This is a genomic window from Nostoc sp. (genome assembly GCF_036917095.1).
GTDB lineage: Bacteria > Cyanobacteriota > Cyanobacteriia > Cyanobacteriales > Nostocaceae > Nostoc.
Map to the genome: position 1 here is coordinate 44491 of NZ_JBALFH010000043.1, position 22917 is coordinate 67407.

Here is a 22917-nt window from a genome sequence, read left to right on the forward strand (position 1 = left end):
ATTTAGTAAAAGATTCAAAGCCTCTCTCCTTTTAGGAGAGAGGTTTGGAGAGAGGTCAAAATTGTACTTCACGCTTGTCGAGAACCGCTACAAAAACACTCAATTAACATTAGCCTCAGAAATAACCGTCACACAGGCATTCACTAAGGGTAACAGCGGCCCTAATTGCTCTTGTCCATTCACGGCTAAATCGCTGTGACACAAATAAACTCTCTCGGATACACGAGACAGTAAATCTGTCAAAATCCTTCGCAGTCGTTGTTCTTCCGCCAATTTCTCATCTTCTGCTGTCCAAGGTTCGCCTAACCTGTCTCGCAGAAAAAACGGCGCACCAAACAAAGTTGCTGCACCACCTTTCGCCCAAAGAGGTGAACCAGCATCCAGCCAAAAATGCCAACGGTGCGATCGCCTACTAGATCGATATTGAAATATAGTTGCTAATGTGACAGCCTTTCTCGCTCCACCAATGGGACGCACAGGGTAAGGGTTGGCGGTAATAGTCCCACGTCGCAGTAGTTGAATGAATTCAATAATAGTTGTATGAAGCGTTGTCTCAATTGGGGTAATTTGTCGTAACCTGGTGTCAATTTCCCAGTAGTGTTGGGCAGTTTCTAATAATTCCCGCAGTGCTGCTAGTTGTTCGTAGGGGAGATTACTACCATTCCACAAAAAACGTTGAATTGCTCTGTCTAAGAGGGAAATGGGACTGGGAATTAACCGCAATTCTTGTTGCGATCGCTGCTGTTCTAACCACTCCAATATCTCATTATAGGCTGTAGTCGCTGCATAGCCGATTCTATCCCAGCGCTCGAAGGCTGATACTGGTAGCAAATTGGGGCGATCGGGATGGGGTACAAAGCAGTAATCTGCAATCAAACCAGCACGTACCGGGTCAATATTTGTAGAGACGCGATTCATCGCGTCTGTTGTAGATACCCGATTAATCGCGTCTGTAGAGTTTTCTGGTGGTTGTTGTTTTCTGCTCAATACAACTAGCATTTCTGCCACAGCATCCCGATCTACAAGGCGTCCCAAGCCGGGATAAACTAGTGCCAGCATGGTGAGTAATGCGCGAATCACGGGTGAACTAATTAGGGGACGTTGGTCATTGAGCGATTCTACTGGGATATTTTGCTTAACGAGGATTTCTACTAGAGTATAACGAGCGATCGCATCTAAACCTGGTGCAATAATCGCCACTTGTTCTGGTTGCACTTGCTGTGATTGAATGGCATCAGCAATTACTTCTGCTGTTTGCCGCAATAATTGGGCGCGGGAGGTGGTTTCAATTGAATGGACTGTCTTTGGTAAGCTTGACAGTACCATCGGTTCTGTGACTAATTCCACCATCTGTGTAGTGAGTTGCTCGCCAAGGGACTCTGGAGGCGACCCCGTCAAGATTTCTACCCGACAACGTTCTGCTAACCCTTCTAGGTAGTTGGGGTCTGCTCCCAACCCCAATCGCACTGCACCGTCGGGATTGTAACTAAACGCCCCAACTGCACCTCGATCTAATAGCAACTCAAACAAAAGACGCGCTACGCTAGGATAATCATCTACATCATCCGCCAGTACCGCCTGATAGCGTTTCGTTAGATGCTGTTGGTAATTGCGATCGCTTAATAAATGTTGACTATAAAGTTCAGTAATAATCCCATAAGTAAGTAAACCCCTCTCTAAACACCAGTTACGCCAATCTAGGAGTAAAGAGGCTAGAAATTCCGGTTCTAAATTTGTATTATTTTCCCGCAGACCCCTTGTCAAAATCTGGGCAATATCTTCGCAAGGTATACCACTGTAAGCTGCTAATTGTAATAAGTCTAAGATGCGGCGCACCAAGCGAGATTCATTCACTCCCGCAATTCGTAAAATTTCTTCGTCTAATTGGGGACGCCAGAGTTTGGTTGCTAACTCTTGTTCGGTTTCTGGGCGCAATCTTACCGGAAACTGTGCCTTCAGGTTCAACGAGTTAATTAGTAACGGCCAAAATAAAATAACTTCATCCTGGAAAAAACCTAGCGGCGTCTTAGCACGAACCGGATATTTCCCTAATGTAGATGTAACAATTATATCTCCCAATTCTCGCCGATTATCATCATTGGCAGCTAAGACTAAAACTCCTGGCTCGGTTTGTTTAAGATATAAAAATTCAGGTATGCGATCGCCTTTTTTACGTCCCGGTTTTTTAGTATAAAATGATTCAATATACTGTTTTTCAGGTTGTACCCAACTACAAAATTGCTCTACCAAGCGAGCCGTCTTACCACTGCGGCTATTGCCAACAATCCAAACCGAATGAGAAACCACAAACTTTCTCCTTGTAGATTTGCTAGTATACCTCGTGCGTTAACTTAAGGTTAATAGTCACCAAAAAATGCTGGATGATTGTCTGCGATGAAAAACTCTGTTTTTAGCCAAAAAATCTATTCTTTCTTACTTGCTGCTTATCGATGGTACTTACAGACTCCGGAACGTTCTTTACATGAGGCTTACGATGCAGCATTAAAGATTAAAGAAATAGAAGATAAGCATTTCAATGGTAATAAAATAGACATTGACTCAGCCATGTACAGTAACAGCGTGATAGATTATTTTGAGTCAGACCTAAAAAAGCTATTAAAAACTGCAAGGATGCGGCTTACAGAGTTGAGAGCAAGCCGTTGGTTTTTAAATGAAGAAAATCAAAAAGCTGCCGAGAAAGCAGGTATAGAGTATCCCAGTCCTTCTTTGGTTTTGGAAAAGCTAAACTTCATCGATCGAGTTATATCCAAATACACAACAACTCCCGATCGAATAAGTTCCAAAGCTTTAATGGTCAACCCTCCAAATCTACCAGTTAATGCGATATCTGACGACAAGTCGCTGCTCGTCAATACTCCAACATTACCACCCAAAATACCAACTCAAGACTGGGAGAAAAAAACAAAACCAAAGGGTAAAGTCGATACAACAGGCGTTTTACCCCGTTCTATTTTAAGTACTATCACTCGTTTGCAAGTTGAATTAGACCCTAATTCTGAAGAAGAAGTAATCCAGAGTTTTCGTCAAGCTCAAAGAAGAACAATAATATCTATCAGGTTTATCTTACTATTAATTATTGTACCACTTTTGACACATCAGATAGCAAAAGCTTTCGTGGTAGGGCCAATTATTGAGCGGTCTAGAGACAGCGAGCAAATGCAGATATTCCTCAATTCAGAAATGGAAGAGGAAGCCCTTGAAGAATTACAAAGATTTGAAGAAAAGGTCAAGTTTGAAAATCTCATTAGAAATGCCCCGCCATTGTTACCTGAGCAGATAGAAGTAGAACTAAAAAAGAGGGCTATTGAGCTTTCTGAAGAATTTCGGCACGAAAGCTCTAATGCTATCAAAAATGTTTTTGCAGATGTTTTCTCAGTCGCTGCTTTTATCTGGCTTTTAGTTGTTAGCAAGTCTTCTATTGCTGTAATCAAAGATTTCTTCGATCATATTGTCTATGGTCTTAGTGATAGTGCCAAGGCATTTATCATCATTTTGTTTACCGATATATTTGTAGGTTTCCACTCTCCTCATGGCTGGGAAGTACTGCTAGAAGGTGTATCGCGTCATTGGGGATTACCAGCTAATCGAGATTTTATCTTCTTATTTATTGCCACATTTCCGGTGATTTTAGATACAATTTTCAAATATTGGATCTTCCGATATTTGAATCGGATATCGCCTTCCGCAGTTGCTACTTACCGTAATATGAATGAATAAGGATTGGGAACTGGGGATTGGGTGGGAAAAATTTTAATAAAACAATTAACTTACGGGAGCATCCCATTTTGGAATATGTAGTGCAAGTGAAACGCTCGCACTACAAAATAAATTTGCCAAATTCGGATGAACCCTAAGTTAAAGCAACAATACCTCAGCCCTCAAACCTCGAAAAAGCGTGGCTTTTTCCACAGGTTAATTCTCAATAGCTTTGAGTTAATGAAAATAACTAACAGAAAAATCAGGGTTTAGGAAATCTTTAAAATGAGCTTTTCCATATGCCGTGAAAAATCAGATATCTTCTTCTTTTGACGAAGGTATTGCGTTAAATAAACTAGCCTTTCTTTAAAGTTTGCGTGAATTTGCTTAATAAACTTGACACTGCAAGTATAAAAAAATTATATTGTTGTGGAGGTTTATCGGAGAAATAAGATCGTGACAATCGTAAATGTACTAAAAAAATTATCAATAGCTTCTACTTTCATCCTGACAACAGCTTTAGTTTCTGCACCATCTGTATACGCATCTGAAGCGATACAGAGTTTGACAGGTGGATCTAACTTTCCAGCTTTTAATGGTACAAATCAAACAATCGGTTGGTCATTTACTGCTAATGACAACCTCTCAGTTACTGCATTAGGCTTTTACGATCAAACTCCTGGGAATCCTCTATCACAATCCCACTTAGTTGGGTTGTGGACATCGGACGGGAATTTACTAGCTTCAACAACTGTCCAAACCACCAGTCCACTAACTGGAAGCTTTCGTTACCAGGATATTACATCAGTCAATCTTCTTGCTGGAATGTCATACGTTATTGGTGCAGCAATAACTAGTCCATTTAGTGATATTTATACTGTTCCTGCATCAGTAAATACGGCTCCAGAAATTACTCTCACCGGTAGCGCCAGAAATGGTTCATCCCAAGGCTTTAGTTTTCCTTCAATCCTGACACCCGGTAACGGTAGGATTGGCCCCAATTTCAAATTTGACGTAGTTACCCAAGCTGTTCCCGAACCCGCTTCCCTCATCGGTATCTTAGGCTTAGGTGCTTTTGGCATCACCTCTCTTCGCAAACGTAAGCAACTAGTTACAAAATAGATGAACGGACAGTAAATAGGATTTTATGTGCCTCTTTGCCTCTCCCTTGCGCGTGCGCTGGGGGAGGCGCTTCGCGATCTTGGGTGTAAGTAGTTCGATGGAGTCGGGGCTTACTACCAAATTGAGACAATTTAGTTCAAAGAGTAAGGAGTGGGGTTCAAATTGTTTGATTTATGCAAAATATCTACTGTATTTTTGGTTTGTGATTTTTGAATTTGAGTAAAGTGGGATAATCTCAAAAATTTTAAATTTTGATGAAAAACACACTTGCTGGGTTAGGAAAACTAAGCAAAGTTATCGCCATCAGTCTACCGGTGCTTCTGTCGATTTTCTTAGTGCGTATGCAATCTTTAGTGCATCGGGAACTCAGTCCGCCAGAATGTCGCGTGAAAAAGTGGGATATACCAGTGTCTTTTACACAAAAGCAAAAAGCACCATTAATTCAGAAACTACCAGTTACTTGTTGTCAGAATGATAGCTCTTGTATGGATGAGATGCTCTATGGAAAAATATCAGAGAAAAAGGCACTGTTGACAGCTATAGATCGCAGTCTCCAATATCTGCAAACAGCTAATGCTGCGGCTGCTTATCAAAACTATCAGGTAGCTGGGATTACGCGCGATCGCGTTTTAAAAAGTTTGAAAAGATTCCGCGAACTTTTATTAAAAACTAATTCTGCAACAGAATTACATCAAGCCATTCAGCGAGAATTTGTTCTTTACCAGTCAGTCGGTAAAGACACTAAAGGTTCCGTTTTATTCACCGCCTATTATGAACCGCTTTACGCAGCCAGTCGTCTCCCCACAGCAGAATATCGTTATCCTGTTTATCGATTACCTGCTGATTTAAACTCCTGGCCTAAGCCTCATCCTACACGGGAAGAATTAGAAGGAGCAGATGGTTTACAAGGCGCAAAAGGAAAATTACGAGGATTAGAGTTGTTTTGGTTTCGCGATCGCCTCGAACCATATCTAGCTCAAATTGAAGGTTCAGCTAGACTTCAGCTTCCCGATGGCACTCAAACAACAATCGGCTATGCTGGTCATATTGCTTATAACTACAAAAGCATTGGGCGAGAATTAGCAAATGATGGTAAATTACCGCTAGAAGGTATAACTTTACCAATTATTCTCGACTATTTCCAAAAGCATCCCCAAGAATTAAATATTTATATTCCGCGCGATCGCAGCTTTGTTTTTTTTCAAGAAAACCACGGCGAACCAGCCCAAGGTTCTATCAACGTACCGCTAACAGCAGAGCGTTCTATCGCTACAGATAAATCCCTCATGCCTCCTGGTGCTTTAGCGTTGATTCGCGCTTCTATTCCCTTTGCTAATCCTACCGGAAAAATCGAGGAGCGCATCGTTAGTCGCTATGTTCTTGACCAAGATACCGGAGGTGCAATCAAAGGTGCAGGTAGGGTAGATTATTTTTTAGGTACTGGGAAATTAGCAGGCGATCGCGCTGGTGTTACAGTCAGCAATGGACAATTATTTTATCTATTACTCAAGTCCAAAAATTAAACACATTCGCATTTTAATACTAAGAATCCCGACTTTTTTAGAGAAGTCGGGATTCTTAGCCTTTCGGCGTACATTAAGCACTCATCTTAAATCAATGAAACGCTTACGGTATAGTAATTATGAATTACAGCGCTAGGCTTCTAAATCCATTTCAGTATCATCATCGTCATGATCGTAAGGGATATCGTCAAGGTCTATCATTTCGGAAATTTCTTCTACTTCATTTAGATACTCAGATTCTTGATGTTCGCGCTCTATTAGACGACCAGTTGACTTTAACCATTCCAAGAGAATAAATTCATTACTTGTACGAATTACAGGCGCTCGCTGGTTCCGAGGTTCTTCACGTAAAGGACTTGTAGGCATAAAAAAAACTCACTTTGAATTACGGGTCACCCTGCAAAAACAGGAAAATTGTACACTAGGGTTAAAAGACTTGTATAACAAATCTTTTCTCAGCAGATGAAATCTGAAGCATTGAGTTTTTTATTCTCAAGTCCGTCTAGTTATTTACCATTAAAATGTCTTCGCGTCAGTCCTAATAATAAATCTTCATGGGGACGCGATTTCACGAGGCATTTGGTAGCTTGGCGAGAGTTTCATACATATCAGAGGGCAATGCAGACAATCTGTTCGCTACAGCAACTGCATCAGCTAAGTTGCTAAATTGACACCGGACAATCTCTTGTCCGTTTCCGGAAGGGAATCGCTTCCTAGCTTTGTTAGATACAGCACAAATAATCGCTAAAGCTTTGGCAAACCCATCTTTTGTCAAAATTGTTTCTTGAGCAAACCCTTCAACCGGGATAAGGCAAACCTCAAACCGATAACCTGGTCTGGGAGAAACAGCTAGGTCAATATATGGTTTATTTTCTTTTCTGATTCGGCGTAAATATTGGGCTGTCGAATTAGTATCATGCAAATCAGTCCCAAGGGCGTAAGTAAAGAAACAATCTTCCGTGAGGGATTCAGGACGGGTAATTATATCCGTTGCCATAAGTTCAAGTAGTATCCGTATATTATCTGGGTTTGTAACCCATTTTGCTGTCCGTTCTTCTTAGCACATTTTTTGACAGTGAGATGTATCAGTTTCACGCGAGGTATTGCAACACAGTTCGGCTCACTAAAAATTTCAAGTTTGGGAATGCTAAATACTCCGATCGCTAAAGGTCTTAGCTCTATTAACTTTGATACTATGACCCATCTTTTGGATATCTCTCAACGCCTGAATAGCAATTACTTCTTCGGCGTTTGTTTCCATTTATACGACGGTAAATCCCCTTTTTAGTTGGTAGACACCAAAATTTTTTTAAGATAATCCCTACTCTGAGAAGACCTATTCTAGGCGATCGTCTTCAACCTTATTGGGTTTCATTAGGTAGATTAGCCATATAAACTGACATAAAACACCTCCAGAATCAAAGGGTGTAGAGATTTAGATTCGGAGAGGCGTCTATATAGTCAGTTACATGACCGAAAATATTTCTCAACTACCTAATTATAACATAGTTGACGGTTGAACTTTTTTCAACTACATATTTGTTAATATTGATACCTCATCAATAGGTAAAACACTCAAATCCTCAACCCCTGCGATCGCTTAACTTCGTACCCTACATTCACGTCTAAGGGCGATCGCAATCACAAACTATCTGAGATTTATTTATACCCATCTACTTATAAGCTTTAAGAGCCTGATTTTTAATCGCATCGGCAAGAGGAATATATCCCCGTACAAGTTTGCAAGTAAATGAGGTACAAAATATAGGACTCATGCATCAGGTATAAAGAGTTTCTGCCTCCTATCTCACAAAGCGGTAGCGTTAAAACGATTGTCGGAACGAGCGTCACTTTTCAAGACAGGCATCGCAAAAAAATAGCTGAAAAATCTAGCTATAATAACAGAAATCTATACTACGTGTTTGGTGTTTTCTGTCAATAAGTAAGCTAAAGTATTTTTTTTGACAATGAACCAATTTGTAAACATTCAGAATATTTAGGGGAAAGGATAAAGCGTGGTCTATTTCGTGCTAAGGACGGTAGACTTATTAACGCGTATGTAAATGGTAGTGCTAACATAATCTCCAAAAGTATTTCCAAAGGTCTTTGCAGATGGGATAGTGTAGCGACTGCGTTGCGAACTTCCTCAACCTTGTAGCAATTTATGTAGTTTTTTGTAGTAAATTAGGTAAGGATAACACCTCACAAAACGGTTGCTTGGAGAAATAAAATGTTTTCTATAGAACTTGTAACTCTGCTCCTAAGCATTGTCTCAGGTTTCTACCGGATTCCCCAACCTCTAATTGAGGCAACGCTGGGATAGAAAAAGTTTAGGAAGACTGTAGCACTTCTGGTTTAAAGCTCGAAACCTAGTTTCTCAAATCACATATATTTGCCTTTTAAACCAAATTTAATATTCTGTTAAGTTAACTTAATAAGAGTTTGTATAAAATGTAAAACTTTGACTGCGACTTGATAATTTTGATTAAAAATGAATGTTAAATCATGTTAAATTATAATATCTGTAAAATTTTAGACAACCAATACTCATAGTACACCATAGGAAAATTAGCAAATGTCTAGACAAAGTTCTCACGAGAGAAACTTTTTCAAAGCTTTAACTGGTAGTGCGGTCAAAGGCTCTCATAAATTAAGACTGGGACTGAAATATGGCCTGATTATTCTGGTTGAATCTGTACCTTTTTTGATTGCTTGTGCTGTACTTGTAAGCGTTATCAGCCTAAAAAGTCCTATCCTGCTTTTTTGTTTATTAGTTGGTAGTTTAATTGCAGTTATCACCCAGCAAATTGGGCAGCAGGTGAATTTACCAAGGCGATCGCTAATAATATTACAAATTTTAGCAGCAGCCGTCATTCTGAGTTTGTATTGGTTAGACTGGTTTGCAGCCCCCGCACAAGCACAGTTTTTTGGAGAAGCTGAAAGGTTTTTCAAAAGAAACTTAGGTGGAGCGCAAACAGCTGGTGGTGGTAGTGAAGCAGCAATAAGTTTGATATTTAATGTGTTGCGGGCGATTTACTTACTCTATATTGCAATTTCTCTGGTTGGTGTGATTAACGCAGTGCGTAAAGATGAAGATTGGCAAAGCATTGCCAGAACTCCCCTATTAGTCGTTGTTGCTGTTACCATTGCTGATGTACTCACACGCTTTGTAATTGGCCCACAAGGGCAGTAAATAATTTAGATATTTCATATTTCAAATGTCTCAAGAGCGGGAACAAGATTTTCGTCCAGTCAATCAGGTTCTAGGAAGCCAACCCTCATTAGGGCCAATCCCTGCCGATCAAATTCTTCCTTGGACAGTAATTGCCTTAGCCTCCTACTTTATTATCAATGGAATTTTTGGTGGTATTTTCCAAGAAGAGTTTCAAAAGTGGTTGTGGACAATACTAATGACTGGTTGGGGAATCGGAACTTGGTGGATTTTAACTGGTGGTAGGAGTTGGAGTTTTTTAAGTAAATTTATTGGCGTTCCCGCTTGGACAAGAGGCTTTGCTCGTTATCAAAGCTTATTGGAAGTTAACCATGAAGCAAAAAATCGGAAAACAAAGCGTCGGCATCGCCGGAAATGAAAGTAGTAGATTAACACCATTTGAAGATGCCTTACACTTGGCGACAATGCTACGTGTCGCAATGAATGGACGTGATATTGGCGCTTATCTTTTGACAAAAGGCACTCAAAGAGATCGGTTTTGCTTTGTTTTTGGTTTTGACTGTAAGGGAATTCATACCACTTTAAGAGCCGAACAAATCGATACGCTTTTTAATAACATTGAAGCCGGATTGAAAGACATTCCTAGCGGTGAAAGAATGACACTGCATTTGGGATCTTTTAGTTCCGACAAAGAGCGCCAAAAAGAATTAGCATCGCTAATAAGAAATGCGACATCACGAGATATCAAATATTTGTTGATGGCGGAAAGAGCCAGAGTCAAAGAATTGACTATTTCTGGTATTCGTAAGCCTAAATTTTTGCGGATTTATGTCACTTACACCATTGAATCCAACTCCAAGAATGCAGATGATTGGATAGAGAAGCTTTTAGTCAAAGCTGAATCATGGTGGTTGAAATTTAAAGGGGATCTCTCAGAAGTAGAACACCAACGCATTGAAACGCTGGTAACAAACGCTTACAAGCAGGGTTTTCTCCGCTGGGAACAAATTTTATCTAACCAAATGGGATTGGATGTCAAGCCTTTGAAAGCTGATGAACTCTGGGAGGGCATCTGGAAAAGGTTTAATGATACGCAGCCAATACCGATTCCCCAGTTAATGACTTTGGATGAACAAGGGCTTCACGAGCAAGTTAATTCAGATTTAGCTAGTACTAAATTGCTTCTAGACAATATCCACGGCACAACTTTGCTGATGGAGTCTAGCGTACCTTGTGCCGATCGCCGTTGGGTTAATGTTAACAATCGTTATATTGGCGCACTGTCATTTCTGGAAAAACCCGGAGGTTGGGCAAATAAATCTACTCAACTGCGATATTTATGGGAACTGTTGGCTAGAGAAACAGTAGTAGATACAGAGATTTTTTGTGAGTTGACTGCGGCAAATCCGGCATTAGTGAAAACTACTTTGCAACGAGTCTTGAAGCAGTCTAACATGACGACAATCATGGCTCAAGAAAAAAGTAAAACTATTGATGTCAACGCGCAATTAAAGTTGAAGAAATCGGTTGCAGCACAAGAACAATTATTTGAAGGTGCAGTTCCGATTTATACGAGTATCGTTATTTTGGTACATCGTCCAACTGTTGATAAATTAGATGAGGCAACAAGATATATTGAAAACTGTTTTCAACGTCCAGCAAAACTAATTAGGGAAACTGAGTACGCCTGGAAAATTTGGCTGCAAACTCTCCCAATAGTTTGGGAAGGTTTGTTAGCGACACCTTTCAATCGTCGCCAGCTATATTTAACCAGTGAAGTTCCGGGATTAATGCCTTTAGTTTTAACTAAACAGGGTGATAAACAAGGCTTTGAGTTGATTGCCGAAGAAGGCGGAACACCGATACATTTAGATTTGTTTAACCAACACAAAAATTTAGCTTTGTTTGCGACAACTCGTGCTGGTAAATCGGTGTTGGTATCAGGGATTTTAACTCAGGCTTTGGCGCATGGGATTCCTGTTGTGGCGTTAGATTTCCCGAAACCGGATGGTACATCTACTTTCACTGATTACACAGAGTTTATGGGGGTCAATGGAGCATACTTTGATATCTCCAAACAATCGAATAACTTATTTGAACAGCCAGACTTACGATCGCTAGATCAAGAACAACAGCGCGATCGCTTCAACGATTATACCGCCTTCCTAGAATCAGCTTTAATGACAATGGTTTTAGGATCTTCCACTGAAAGTCAAATTTTATCCCAAACCGTGCGATCGCTCCTCAACTTAGCATTAGAAGCCTTCTTTGCTGATGAGGGTATAAAAGAGCGATATCGACAGGCGATGGCGGGAGGATTTGGCACTCTTGCTTGGCAGAAAACCCCTACCTTAAAAGATTTTCTGTATTTCTGTTCATCAGAACACTTGCAGCTAAGTTCTTTAACTGGCAGAGTAGAAGACGCGCTTAGTCAAATTCAGCTGCGCTTGCGGTTTTGGCTTTCTAGTCGGGTGGGACAAGCCATTTCTGCACCATCTAGCTTTCCTACCGATGCACAACTTTTAGTTTTTGCTCTCAGAAACCTATCAGATAGTGAAGATGCAGCCGTACTATCTCTAAGTGCCTATTCAGCAGCATTACGACGCGCATTAGGTAGTCCAGCTTCTATATTCTTCATTGACGAAGCACCAATTCTATTTGAATTCGAGCAAATTTCTGACTTAGTTGGCAGAATTTGTGCAAACGGCGCTAAAGCCGGCATTAGAGTCATTTTATCAGGACAAGATCCTGATACAATTGCCAAATCTAAAGCTGCATCTAAGATTTTGCAAAACTTGACAACACGATTGATTGGACGCATTCAGCCAGTTGCAGTGGATAGTTTTGCAGATATCTTAAAGTATCCCCGCAACATTATTGCTCGTAACGCCTCAGAAAGCTTTTTTCCCCGGAAAGAAAGCGTTTATAGCCAATGGCTGTTAGATGATAACGGTATTTATACATTCTGTCGTTATTATCCAGGTTACGAACAATTGGCAGCAGTTGCTAATAACCCTGCTGAACAAACTGCACGTAGTAAAATGATGCAACTTCATAGCGATAAATATGAAGCAATTTCTGCATTTGCACGTCAGTTAGTGGCTAATCTGCGTAGTAGTTAATCGGGTTTTGTAAGCAGTTAACAGCGATCAAAAAGTTATAAATCATAGTTAAAAAGCTAAATTTCTGACTTGCTACTTAATTGATATCGTCTACCTTTTTCAGGCACAAATGTATGCGAAAAACTACCATTTTTACTCTGACGTTGCTATCATCTTTGGCAATCTTACCAGTAATGGCACAAGTTCAACTGGGATCGGGATTAGGCGAGGTTTGGACTAATTTTAAATCATATTCCACAGATATGGGAAAATACTTTCAAAATAATGTGAGCGAAAACTTAAAGCCTGTAGAAGCACAGAGCCGAAATGCTCTTGATAGTTCCCAGGGAGATATAGAATTGAAGATACCTAACCCCGTCGCTGCGGGACAAAAGGTTCGTGATAACATTATCAACGAATCTTATCGTTCACAATCTAAAGAAAGTCGCTTTGAAAATAATGCAGCAGTACGGGCAAATTTACTTAGTAATGAACTCAATCGTTTTATTACCCGTGGAGCAGCAGAAGCTATTCTTGGTAAAGATGGACAAAATCGGACACAAGTAAAGTTAGAAAATACTGAAAACACACTAAAAGAAATTGACGCAATTAGCGATACGGCAGGGGCAAGTAACAACCTGATTAACAGCAAATTTAACCAAATAGCTGGTGCTGGTGCTAGTACTGCTGCTGGTGCTAGTACTGCTGGTTTTACTCAGGCTTTATCATTAATAGGACAAACACTAGGTGATAATCAATTGCAAACTATTAAGATTCAACAGGCACAATCAGCAATTATAGGTGAAACATTTGCTCAGACAATACAAACGAATCAGTCTTTACAATATTCTAATTTAAATTTAGCAAACATTTCTCAGCAGGCAGAAGAAGCGAATCGCGCTCGGAGAGTAGATACATCTACAGAAGCGGCACGACTTTTACGAGCTACTTCTCAACTAGATTTGTTTAGGGGAAAAGAAGTTGTAAAGTAGGATTTTAGGATAAAAAAACTCTAATTTTCATACAATCAATTTTTAAAATCCTTAAACTTATTACAAACCAACAGGAAATGTAAAAAACAGTTTGGTAGGGTGCGTTACGCAGTCCTAACGTATCCAAATCATCCGGGATGGTGCGTTTCGTTCCTAATTCACCCTACTAAATCTAAAAAAAAATAGCCCATCAACTCAAAATGCAACTTGCTATTCAACTAATTTTTGCCCAACTAGGCAACCAACTAGGCATTGATGAGGTTCTCAATAATGGTGCCACAACTTCTCTAAGTATTGCCGAAGGTTGGAATAAACAATGGCTTGATTTATTAGTAAATAACACTGATAAGAATTTGTATGGAGCGCTGACAAATCTGGGTATTTTTTTTGCGGTAGGAACCCTGTTATTTTTTATGATACAATTCCTCAAAGATTTAATATCCTACGAATATAGTCGTCCAATATCAGCTTTAATCTGGCCTTTTTTGGTGGTGATCCTCTTAAGTAACTCAGGGAAGGGAAGTATCCTTTCTAATCTGACACTAGGATTACGGGGTACTTTAAACACTGTGAATCAGCGAGTAGTGGAAACAGCAGATGCGGGTAAAATGTACCAACAAGCACTGAATATGAGTATTGCAGAAGAAATAACTGGTTCTTTTCTGCGTCCTTGCCAATCCCTTACTGGCGCTCAACAAAGTCACTGCTTTACCAACGCTGCCGATAGAATCAACATTCTATTGCAGAAATATAGAAATACATACGGAAGGAGAGTTTGGATAAATCGGCTACAAACTAAAATAGATGATATTAGATATGACAAAGGCTTTGTATCAGAAATCTCATTTAATTCTTTGTTAGGTTCTACAGTCCAAACAAGCATCAAAAACTTTTTAATTTCTTTGCAATATGCGTTTCAGAATCTGATAGAAGCTACCATGTTGCTGATAGCACTATTAGGGCCAATAGCCGTAGGTGGGTCTTTACTGCCTGTAGCTGGCAAACCAATTTTTGCATGGCTGACCGGATTTTTATCTATTGGAATTGCCAAGATTTCATTCAATATTATTGCTGTTGTGACTGCCACAGTTATTGTAAATGGGCCAGGTCAAAGTGCTAGTGCCGATCCAGATTTAATGTGGTTCATAATTTTCCTCGGAATTTTAGCACCAATTTTATCGTTACTTGTGGCTGCTGCTGGCGGTTTTGCAGTCTTCAGTGGGATCAGCAATACAGCTTCTTTAGTAAGGGAGAGGATTTAATAATTCAAAATTCAAAATGAATAAAATTTTGATAAGTGTCGTAACTGCTGAATTATCTGCCGTAATTAATATCAGGGTTATTTCATTCTCATCTAGCCCGCCTCAGAATGAATTCTGAGTCTAATAGCGAAAGTCATCTAAAAGATGACTGAGCAAAAATTCTAGTTCGTTAAAACGGACTTTAGCTATTAGCCTAGAACTTTAGTTATGGGCGGTTTATATATAAAATAGCCCTATTATTAATATATAATAATAGCTGAAGTTTTTTGCATAAGAGGTGAGTAAATGGTGCGTTTACTGGAAAAAAGACAAAGAACGACGGCAAGTGTTTTGACAATTTTTGCGATCGCAACCTTCAGTTTACATATATTAGTTTTATTTTTATTCTTATTACAAGGGCTAAATATTCGCCAACTCAGTCTGAGAAAACCTCCCAACTTTGTGCAATTAATAGACGGAAAACCAGTAACTAATATTGATGATTTAGCAAGAGATCCAGAAGCAATTCGCCAATTCATCAGCAAAACTATGATATCAATGTTTAGCTGGTCTGGAACCTTACCACCACAAAATATCGAAGAAGTTGCAACTCCCAAACCAGATTTAGGAGTTCTTATTCAAACACCTCAAGGGAGTAGCCAAAAAGTTAGTACCAGCAGTTGGATAGCTAGTTTTGCCTTATCTGAAGACTTTCGTAAAGGTTTCTTAAGCACAGTTGCAGAAATGACACCGCCAGAAGTTTTCTCTGAAAATCCCAGCCTAATGATGACATCACAATTAGTTATTAAGCGCGTTTATCCGCCAAAACAAATTGCACCAGGAAAGTGGCAAGTGGGTATAGTAGCCGACTTAATTCAAAAAAACCGAGTTGGTGGTGCAAAACTCATAACTCCTTTTAACAAAGATTTACTGGTACGTGCAGCAGACTATTTTGATAATCCTCTAGGCGACAATGGCACAGACTTGCAAAAAGCAATTTATAGTGTCCGCGCTGATAGATTAGAAATTTATGAAATTCGTAACTTATGTTTGCTAGATGGCAACAACAGCCTTAACAATGATAAATTTACACAATGCGGGGCTGGACAAACATCTGATAGCTTTATCAGATGAGTAGGGAGTGGGCAGAGACGCGATTAATCGCGTCTGTACTGGGGAATGGGGAGTAGGGAATCAGGCTTTTCGAGTTGAGGAATTTTTTAAAAAATTAATCAAATAAGACCTATAGATTTATAATTAACTAATTCAATTTATATAATTATTAATGCAATTACTCAAACCAGAAAATAGGAAAAACAACCCATTGCCACTGTTAGCAGTAGGAACATTTGGGTTACATGTATTGACCTTGCTTTTACTACTATTTCACGGATCGATGTTACAGCAGTTAAGTCGGCAACTCGCACCTCAAAGTTTAGTGCAACTTGTTGATGGTCGCACTATAACTGTAGACCCCCAACCAAATTTAGAGCGACAACCAGAGGCTATTCGGCGGTTTGTGGGTGAAACTATGAGCTTAATGCTTACCTCGTCAGAACAACAGCCGCCAACCCAAGTCTGGGAAATTACCTCCCAACTCGTCGCTGATAATTTTAAAGAAAAGCTTAAGTCAGAACTTACTAATTTAAATCCAGATAGCCAATTTGAAAATGTTAATAGAGGATCGGAGAATGTATTAGTAATCCAAAAAATCTCTCAACCTACAGAAATAGGTAATGGACAGTGGAAAGTGGAAATGTTTGCTAATCAACTAGTTTTTAGCGGTTATGATAGGTTGGGAAAATCAACTTCGTTTAATAAACAAATTTTAGTTAGAGCAATAGATGAACCCGCAACTTCCCTACCAAATGCAGCACTACCATTGCAGTTCGCAGCTTACCGCCTTGGTGAAGCCAGACTAGAAATTTATAATGTATGTGATATCAAAGATAAAAATTGTTCTGGAAATCCCAAGCAAGCTTTACCATGACTAAATACTCAACTCCTGCGGAAACACCTGCTCAAAATGGATTTACTCTAAATAGCGATGCTCACCAACAAGATGTAGAATCTTTTGATTGGGAATCGCGGATGTCAAGGTTAGTCGGCTTTGAAGAAGAATCTTCTACCGATACTCAAGGATCGGAAGACTCTGCAACGCCGCAAGAGTCCCTATCTCTTCCACAAGAAGTTCAGACTAAGCAACCTTTTTCATCTAATCCTTTTGCAAAGTTAGGCCTGGTAGGAGCTGCTACCTTAGCGATCGTTTTGGTGGGTGGTGTGTTTTTGTCCCAGCTAATGCCTGGCACTGAAAAGCCAAAAACTGTTGTTGCTCCACAAGTGCCTGAGCAGCCAACTGATGAATCTACCTCTCAACAACTAGCAGGCGAAGTAGATACTCTGAAAACGAAATTAGCCCTGACTGAACAAGCAGAGATGGTGAAAGCTGCTCAACAACAGCTCAGAACTGCCAAATCAACGCCTACAGTAGTCTTAAAAGCAGAACCGTCAGTTTCTTCCAGAGCTACACAGAGAGCGATCGCAACACCCCCACCAACAGCTTATGTACCTCGAACAGTGACAGTTGAACGCATTGTTAGAGTACCTGCTTCTCAACCGCTGCGATCGCCCCAACTACCAGTTGTGAAACCAAACACTCAACCCGTAGTCAATATAACTCCACCATCTCCACCAAGCCCACTTCAAGAGTGGAGAAGGTTAGCAAAGTTAGGTAGCTACGGTCAAGTAGATGCTACGAATCAATCCAATAACATCGCAGCTGCTCCTGAACCTGCAAACAATCCGCAGCCGCAGGAAGAGACACCAAAACCAGAAACTCCTGCTCCTGAGGTGAGCCAAGCGCAACCCGTGGGACAAAAATCCTTAGCAGTAGGGACTAGTGCTAGAGCTGTGTTAGCAACAGCGATATTTGGGGAAACTACTACTAGATCAGGCGGTGGTGATGAAACAGCGGAAGGGAAAAACGTATTTGTGATCAAATCGCAAGAAGCACTAAAATCTAAGGATGGTACTACCGTCATACCTGCAAACACCGAATTCCTAGCTGAAATTAGTTCCATTAACGAACAAGGTCTTATGCAGATGAACGTAACTAAGCTTATCTCGCAAAATGACGGCAACCCTACCGAACAAAGCTTACCCAACAATGCAATTATTATTCGCGGTACTCAAGGTAAACCTTTAGTAGCAAGTAAATATCCCGGTCAAAGTTCGTCCATAGCATCAATGGATGCAGGACTATTCGTTTTGGGAGGTATTGGTAAAGCCGCAGAGTTAATAAATCGCCCTGATACCAAACTCGTGCCATATTCTATAGCATCAACATCTTCTAACCCTACCGAAGACAACCCGAACAATACCACCACCAATACCTCCACTGGCCTTATTAGTGAGACTGAGAACAAACGCAACCTTGCAGCTGGGCTTCTGGAAGGTGGTATGAACTCTGTAGTACCCCAAATAGCGCAACGCAATCAACAGGCGATCGCCCAAATGTCACAACCAACTAATATTTGGTTTATGAAAGCTGGCACAAGTGTTGAATTATACGTTAATCAACCAATCTAATTTTAAGAGGTAGGATTTATACCAATTTTAGATTTTTGATTGGGTAATGGTAATTGGGAATTAGTTTTCTTTCCATCTTCTCCATATTCTCCTGTTCTATCTACCAATCTTCCCCTTTGCAACCATGAAAAATAATCCTAACTTGTCAGGAAATACCCCAGGTAATTCTTATTTCCTACCTATAGCTTCCTTAATTTTCTCGGTTGCTATGTTATTTTTGGTAGGCCGCGCTGTTGCTAATAACGCTGTTCTGCGTTCTATATTTTCCTGTCAAGCACAGGGTTTAGGGGGAGCAATACCTACGATCGACGTTTGGTATCAACAAGGAACAAACTTAAGCTTTATCCCGGCTGGAGAAGTAATTAAAAAAGTTTGGTTAAACGATCCATCACAAGTAACTATAGACTTTGATGGGCCAGTATGTATGCAGTTTGGTCAAGACTCTAATAGTAGTGGAGGAGATTGTAAAAACTCCTCAGCGAATGTAATTCAACTCAGACGAATTCAAAAACTCGACATTCCTGGACTTCCTCCCACTAGCAATACACTTTTAACAGTTGTTACCGAAGGACAAGGTAGAAACAAGTTGTATACTTTTCGAGTGATATATAAAACAGATAACCCTGAATATCACACTTTAGCAGTTTTTCCCGATTCTGGTCAGGAAGGATCTTGCGTGAGAGTTTCACAATAAACTTCTAGCAAAAGTACCTAATGACGAACGCTGAAGTTCCCCCTGCATAAAAAGCCCTGATGCCTACCTATGTCTGCATTGTGGCTTTTCAAGAGCCTTACTTTCATTCCCTCCTTAGAAAAAAGGGTTAGAGAGGATTTAAGCCTTTGGGCAGTTTTTTTCTTAATAGAGCACGGTTAAAATAGGACGATAGACAGCGTTGTAGTTGCAATCAATGAAAAACCCTATGATTTAACTGGCTCAGGTATTTTCAGCCTACATGTTTATAAATCTTCAGAGAAAAAGTAAGCAAAAATTCAAAATACGTGTAAATATAAAGAAAAGCTTAAGAGGTTACAGGCTCATGGTCACTGCCAAAATGATGCAACAGCTTTGGGCTGTAATCGAGTCTACCCAGGTTAGCACCCTGCTTCAGTTTGATGATGCTGCTTTAGTACAAGTTCTGCTCCAGCAGTTAAAAGCCAAGCAGGCGATCGATCCTCAGTCAGATAGCACCCTCAATACTTATATAAAATCTAAACTGCCCCTCATTCGCGATACAGCCGAAGGTAGATTATCGTATGGGCAAGGCGGCAATCATTAGCACGATAAATCAAATAATTGCTCACTGCCAAGCATACGCTCAGAGTTCAAACAGTTGAATATTATGAATAACTGGCTAGTAATTGCCCTGGTAGCTTATCTAATTGGAGCAGCGATTGAAGGGGTGACTACAGCCAGTCAGCTATCTCATTCAGTGCCAGAATTAGCGAAAAGCACACAAGCTCACCCTTCAGATTCTGCCACCGAGTCTAGTTCCACTTGGCGAGTTGTGGTCGCCATCGCCTCAGTAAGTATCTGTGGAGCTTTTTTGTGGCCTTGCCGCCTTTTCCACCGTTTAATTAAAGGCAAAGTTAGTCATTAGTCATTTGTCATTAGTCATTAGTCATTAGTCATTAGTTATTAGTCATTTGTCATTTGTTATTTGTCATTTGTTATTAGTCATTAGTCCAAGAGATACTACGCCCATTTAACGCTCAGGATATCGCTTGGAGCGAGGTATGTACCAAAAACTCATTATGTCGTTTGTTCTGGTGTCGCTACATTTTGCCCGATTTTTGGCTCAGTACCAGCAAGCAGTCGTTCAACATTAGTGCGATGGCGCAAAATCACATATAATCCACCGGCAATCCCAAACAGAATATAGGGTAACGGTTGATGCCAAAGTACCATGAAAATGGAAACTGCGATCGCACCCGCAATTGAACTCAAAGAGACAATCCGCGATATCGCCACGACAATGGCAAACACACCCGCTGTTGCTAAACCTACCTGCCAACTCATTGCCAACAAAATCCCCAAGCTTATAGCAACGGATTTACCACCAGTAAAGCCCAAAAAAATTGATTTACTATGTCCCAGAATGGCAGCTAACCCAGCTAAGGTTACTATCCACGGTTGCCACACTTGTGCATCTATCGTTGGAGGGATATAATTTTGAATTGGCTCAAAATTGAACATCCAATAAACTAGAGCGATCGCTAATACTCCCTTTAAGGCATCAAGTACTAAAACGAATGCTCCTGGCCCTTTCCCCAAGGTTCTTAGTACATTAGTTGCACCAGTGGAACCTGAACCAACTTCCCGAATATCAATACCTTTTAACTGCTTCACAGCTATGTACCCAGTGGGAAAAGAACCCAACAGGTAAGCTATAACCACAATTGCCCCGCACAGAGTTAACCAAATAGCCATAATCCAATTCAAAATGACGCTCGAAGACTCGCTCTAACCGAAGCCATGCCGTTGGCGAAGCCTCTCGAAGAGAAGGCTTTACGCTACGCTAACAAAATTTAAAAAAGTCAAGAGATATTACTCTTGACCAATGACTAATGACTCATTTAAAAGTCATCATCATAGTTTCTCACTGTTTTGGGGTCAGGAGCAAAGGCTAACCACAGAGGAAATTGTAGCAATGACAGACTGATTTGCTCTTCTGAATCGTCAATGATAATTAAGGGCAGTTGATTGGCTTTTGTCAATCGGTCTGCTTTCTGAGCCAGAGCATCAGACGCCTCAAATAATACCACGCCTCGGTCTGGGCCGAAATCCGGGCGACCGATTCCCAGACAGTCTTGCAAGCCGCGCCGCCATTCACCCAATCGCTCCGGTGTATTAGCTAAGACTAAAGTACGGACGCGATCGCCATACAGCTTGTGTAATATCGAAATTGCGGCTGAGGCAATTAGGATATTCTGCAAACGACTACCCATTGTCCGCAAACCACCCCGTCCCCCTTGGGTAAAAAACCAGTTAGAGACTCGTTCAGCGTGGACTGGTTCAAAGGTACGGCGTAATTGCCACGCTGGCCCGTAGTAATCTGGTTTGTTGCGGTATTGGTCAATTAGGCGGCGAATTTGCTTAGTAGTATCTTGAAACTGCTGTTGGGCAAATTGTGGTATTCCAGGTTGGGCTTCAACTGGTTTAGCCTCTTTTACAGATGGTTTTTCTCGTTCCACCACACTTGGCGTCAGTTGCAACTGTTCAGCGGCAGAGGCCAAATCCTGTAAACTACCCGTGAGATAGTCTTTAAAACCCTGCACCCGAATTGCCAAATCTTGGGATGTACCAGCAAAAGTGGTTCGCATCTCGTTGCGGATACGTTCTTGACGGCGTTCTAGTTGTTCTACAGAAATTTGTAGGGTTTGTTTGCGTTGTTCTAACTGCACCAGCGATTCTTGCACAAGTCGTCCCAGTGATGTCTGAGTTTCACTCACTTGGGACTGAAGGTTTTTGTAAGAAGCTTGCAGCTTGGCTATTTCTTCCTTGAGGGCTACTTCAGCGCTCTGCAACTCTGCCACTCGCTGCTCTGCTTCTGCATATAATGAATTATTTCCTGCTCCTATTTCCGATCCCAGTGCGGTATTTTCCGGTTCCGACTGCGCTACAAACTCGCCATTTGAATTTTCTGTTAGCTCTACTGTAGAATCTACCACTTCTGCATTCGAGATCAGTGGCTCAAAATTTGTGTAGTCCTGTGATGAGTTAATGGCCCCTGTTTCTCCCACTGACTCAACAGATGGATTGAGTGGATATTCAAGTGCATTATTCTGTTCTTGTTTTTCTGCCAACCGCTCATCAATTGGTTCTGGGGTTTGAGATGCCTCTGGGTTCATAAACAATAGTGTAATTCCTATGACGCGAATAAATAGCTTTCAGAAATATTACAATTGACCTGCCCTCAATTGCCCCACCCACTCTTGGTATGGGGCTTGTAACCAGGAAACAGAATTTCCTGAAACATATGTAGTCTTGACTGAAAAAGTCCTGAGTTATGAGTGCTGAGTTATGAGTCTAGATCGAAACAATTCAGCACAGATGGAACTGAGGGCTAAATACGTGGACAACGTTGTTCCAAGCAAGTTTTCAAGGTGTTGGGGTCAAATAAAATTGGCAAAAAGTGAATGCTTTTAGTTTCTTTAAAGTAAAACAAAATGGGGACTCCATTCCAAAATATCCGCCAGTTTTGCCATTCCTGGTAGGGAAAGCGCCGAATCAATTTTTCGCCTCTGTAAATATCTAAGTCAGTGGCGGTAAATTGCAAACGCAGCGTTAACGCCTGAAACATGAGAAACAAACCAAATAGTGTGAAAACGGAGCCTACCCACGGTTGTACCAACAATAGGGGAATAGCGGCAATTACCAACACTATAGGTATATTGTAACTAGGCTTGAGTTCCACAGTTGATGTGGAGTTAGAAGCAAATGAACTGGTCACAATCTTAAAT

General features: G+C 40.6%; 20 protein-coding genes. 14 read left to right on the top strand and 6 right to left on the bottom strand.

Going from position 1 to position 22917, the window contains the following annotated elements:
- Window positions 1–99: 99 nt before the first annotated feature.
- On the bottom strand, window positions 100–2307 hold the full coding sequence (locus V7L01_RS24190) for a recombinase family protein (protein WP_335039189.1): 2208 nt from the start codon (window positions 2305–2307) through the stop codon (window positions 100–102).
- Between the two features lie 78 nt (window positions 2308–2385).
- On the opposite strand from V7L01_RS24190, the gene V7L01_RS24195 reads away from it, so the two are divergent.
- The 3 genes from V7L01_RS24195 (at window position 2386) to mltA (ending at window position 6362) form a co-directional block, all read left to right on the top strand.
- A complete protein-coding gene (locus V7L01_RS24195; RefSeq protein ID WP_335039191.1) occupies window positions 2386–3738 on the top strand; it encodes a proton extrusion protein PcxA in 1353 nt (450 codons plus the stop codon).
- Between the two features lie 435 nt (window positions 3739–4173).
- Window positions 4174–4839: a DUF4082 domain-containing protein gene (locus V7L01_RS24200; RefSeq protein ID WP_335039193.1), complete on the top strand. Its 666-nt coding sequence runs from the start codon at window positions 4174–4176 to the stop codon at window positions 4837–4839.
- A gap of 254 nt (window positions 4840–5093) precedes the next feature.
- Window positions 5094–6362, top strand: coding sequence for a murein transglycosylase A (mltA, locus tag V7L01_RS24205; protein ID WP_335039195.1), 1269 nt, complete (start codon window positions 5094–5096; stop codon window positions 6360–6362).
- 132 nt (window positions 6363–6494) lie between these two features.
- Here mltA and V7L01_RS24210 read toward each other — a convergent pair whose 3' ends face one another.
- Together V7L01_RS24210 and V7L01_RS24215 are read right to left on the bottom strand one after the other, a co-directional pair.
- Window positions 6495–6728, bottom strand: a complete 234-nt coding sequence (locus V7L01_RS24210) for a DUF3134 domain-containing protein (RefSeq protein ID WP_335039197.1) — start codon at window positions 6726–6728, stop codon at window positions 6495–6497.
- 202 nt (window positions 6729–6930) lie between these two features.
- Window positions 6931–7359, bottom strand: coding sequence for a hypothetical protein (locus V7L01_RS24215; protein WP_335039199.1), 429 nt, complete (start codon window positions 7357–7359; stop codon window positions 6931–6933).
- Window positions 7360–8937: 1578 nt separating this feature from the next.
- On the opposite strand from V7L01_RS24215, the gene V7L01_RS24220 reads away from it, so the two are divergent.
- The 11 genes from V7L01_RS24220 (at window position 8938) to V7L01_RS24270 (ending at window position 20054) form a co-directional block, all read left to right on the top strand.
- Window positions 8938–9555 carry a hypothetical protein gene (locus tag V7L01_RS24220; RefSeq protein ID WP_335039201.1) on the top strand — a complete coding sequence of 206 codons (618 nt, stop codon included), beginning with the start codon at window positions 8938–8940 and terminating at the stop codon, window positions 9553–9555.
- Between the two features lie 25 nt (window positions 9556–9580).
- The gene (locus V7L01_RS24225; protein WP_335039203.1) at window positions 9581–9952 is read left to right on the top strand and encodes a hypothetical protein; all 372 of its coding nucleotides are present in this window, start codon (window positions 9581–9583) and stop codon (window positions 9950–9952) included.
- The gene (locus V7L01_RS24230; RefSeq protein ID WP_335039204.1) at window positions 9906–12656 is read left to right on the top strand and encodes a hypothetical protein; all 2751 of its coding nucleotides are present in this window, start codon (window positions 9906–9908) and stop codon (window positions 12654–12656) included. The genes V7L01_RS24225 and V7L01_RS24230 overlap by 47 nt, the downstream gene beginning before the upstream one ends.
- A gap of 113 nt (window positions 12657–12769) precedes the next feature.
- Window positions 12770–13627 carry a hypothetical protein gene (locus tag V7L01_RS24235; protein ID WP_335039206.1) on the top strand — a complete coding sequence of 286 codons (858 nt, stop codon included), beginning with the start codon at window positions 12770–12772 and terminating at the stop codon, window positions 13625–13627.
- A 200-nt stretch (window positions 13628–13827) separates the two neighbouring features.
- Window positions 13828–14889, top strand: coding sequence for a hypothetical protein (locus V7L01_RS24240; protein WP_335039208.1), 1062 nt, complete (start codon window positions 13828–13830; stop codon window positions 14887–14889).
- Between the two features lie 285 nt (window positions 14890–15174).
- A complete protein-coding gene (locus V7L01_RS24245; protein ID WP_335039210.1) occupies window positions 15175–16002 on the top strand; it encodes a hypothetical protein in 828 nt (275 codons plus the stop codon).
- Window positions 16003–16153: 151 nt separating this feature from the next.
- Entirely contained in the window at window positions 16154–16858 is a 705-nt protein-coding gene (locus V7L01_RS24250) for a hypothetical protein (RefSeq protein ID WP_335039212.1), read from the top strand.
- On the top strand, window positions 16855–18456 hold the full coding sequence (locus tag V7L01_RS24255) for a hypothetical protein (protein WP_335039214.1): 1602 nt from the start codon (window positions 16855–16857) through the stop codon (window positions 18454–18456). The genes V7L01_RS24250 and V7L01_RS24255 overlap by 4 nt, the downstream gene beginning before the upstream one ends.
- Window positions 18457–18580: 124 nt before the next feature.
- Window positions 18581–19150 (top strand): hypothetical protein, encoded by a 570-nt coding sequence (locus V7L01_RS24260; protein WP_335039215.1) that lies wholly within the window; start codon window positions 18581–18583, stop codon window positions 19148–19150.
- 343 nt (window positions 19151–19493) lie between these two features.
- Complete coding sequence (locus tag V7L01_RS24265; RefSeq protein WP_335039218.1) at window positions 19494–19733, top strand: hypothetical protein; 240 nt, start codon at window positions 19494–19496, stop codon at window positions 19731–19733.
- Window positions 19734–19796: 63 nt separating this feature from the next.
- Window positions 19797–20054, top strand: a complete 258-nt coding sequence (locus tag V7L01_RS24270; protein WP_335039220.1) for a hypothetical protein — start codon at window positions 19797–19799, stop codon at window positions 20052–20054.
- Between the two features lie 152 nt (window positions 20055–20206).
- On the opposite strand, the gene plsY is transcribed toward V7L01_RS24270, so the two are convergent.
- The 3 genes from plsY to V7L01_RS24285 all read right to left on the bottom strand — a co-directional run bounded on the left by plsY (window position 20207) and on the right by V7L01_RS24285 (window position 22907).
- Window positions 20207–20884, bottom strand: a complete 678-nt coding sequence (gene plsY / locus V7L01_RS24275) for a glycerol-3-phosphate 1-O-acyltransferase PlsY (RefSeq protein ID WP_335039223.1) — start codon at window positions 20882–20884, stop codon at window positions 20207–20209.
- 146 nt (window positions 20885–21030) lie between these two features.
- Entirely contained in the window at window positions 21031–22305 is a 1275-nt protein-coding gene (locus tag V7L01_RS24280) for a DUF3086 domain-containing protein (protein WP_335039226.1), read from the bottom strand.
- 215 nt (window positions 22306–22520) lie between these two features.
- Window positions 22521–22907, bottom strand: coding sequence for a DUF3119 family protein (locus V7L01_RS24285; RefSeq protein WP_335039229.1), 387 nt, complete (start codon window positions 22905–22907; stop codon window positions 22521–22523).
- Between the last annotated feature and the right edge of the window lie 10 nt (window positions 22908–22917).